Annotated in this window: 1 rRNA gene; it reads right to left on the bottom strand. The window is 51.5% G+C overall.

Annotated features, from left to right (window positions below):
- Positions 1–775 (bottom strand): 23S ribosomal RNA (locus ACF8EF_RS13110); the annotation flags it as partial.

Genomic DNA, 775 nt, shown 5'->3' with positions numbered 1-775 from the left:
GGTGCATGGTTTGAGCCCCGTTACATCTTCCGCGCAGGCCGACTCGACTAGTGAGCTATTACGCTTTCTTTAAAGGGTGGCTGCTTCTAAGCCAACCTCCTAGCTGTCTAAGCCTTCCCACATCGTTTCCCACTTAACCATGACTTTGGGACCTTAGCTGACGGTCTGGGTTGTTTCCCTTTTCACGACGGACGTTAGCACCCGCCGTGTGTCTCCCATGCTCGGCACTTGTAGGTATTCGGAGTTTGCATCGGTTTGGTAAGTCGGGATGACCCCCTAGCCGAAACAGTGCTCTACCCCCTACAGTGATACATGAGGCGCTACCTAAATAGCTTTCGAGGAGAACCAGCTATCTCCGAGCTTGATTAGCCTTTCACTCCGATCCACAGGTCATCCGCTAACTTTTCAACGGTAGTCGGTTCGGTCCTCCAGTCAGTGTTACCTAACCTTCAACCTGCCCATGGATAGATCGCCCGGTTTCGGGTCTATACCCAGCGACTAAACGCCCTATTAAGACTCGCTTTCGCTACGCCTCCCCTATTCGGTTAAGCTCGCCACTGAATATAAGTCGCTGACCCATTATACAAAAGGTACGCAGTCACCTAACAAAGTAGGCTCCCACTGCTTGTACGCATACGGTTTCAGGTTCTATTTCACTCCCCTCTCCGGGGTTCTTTTCGCCTTTCCCTCACGGTACTGGTTCACTATCGGTCAGTCAGTAGTATTTAGCCTTGGAGGATGGTCCCCCCATATTCAGACAAAGTTTCTCGTGCTC

This window comes from Pseudomonas sp. zjy_15, from assembly GCF_043101865.1.
GTDB classification, from domain to species: Bacteria; Pseudomonadota; Gammaproteobacteria; order Pseudomonadales; family Pseudomonadaceae; genus Aquipseudomonas; species Aquipseudomonas putida_Y.
The sequence above is the reverse complement of the archived record's forward strand: the minus strand, read 5'-3'. Positions and strand labels throughout refer to the sequence as shown.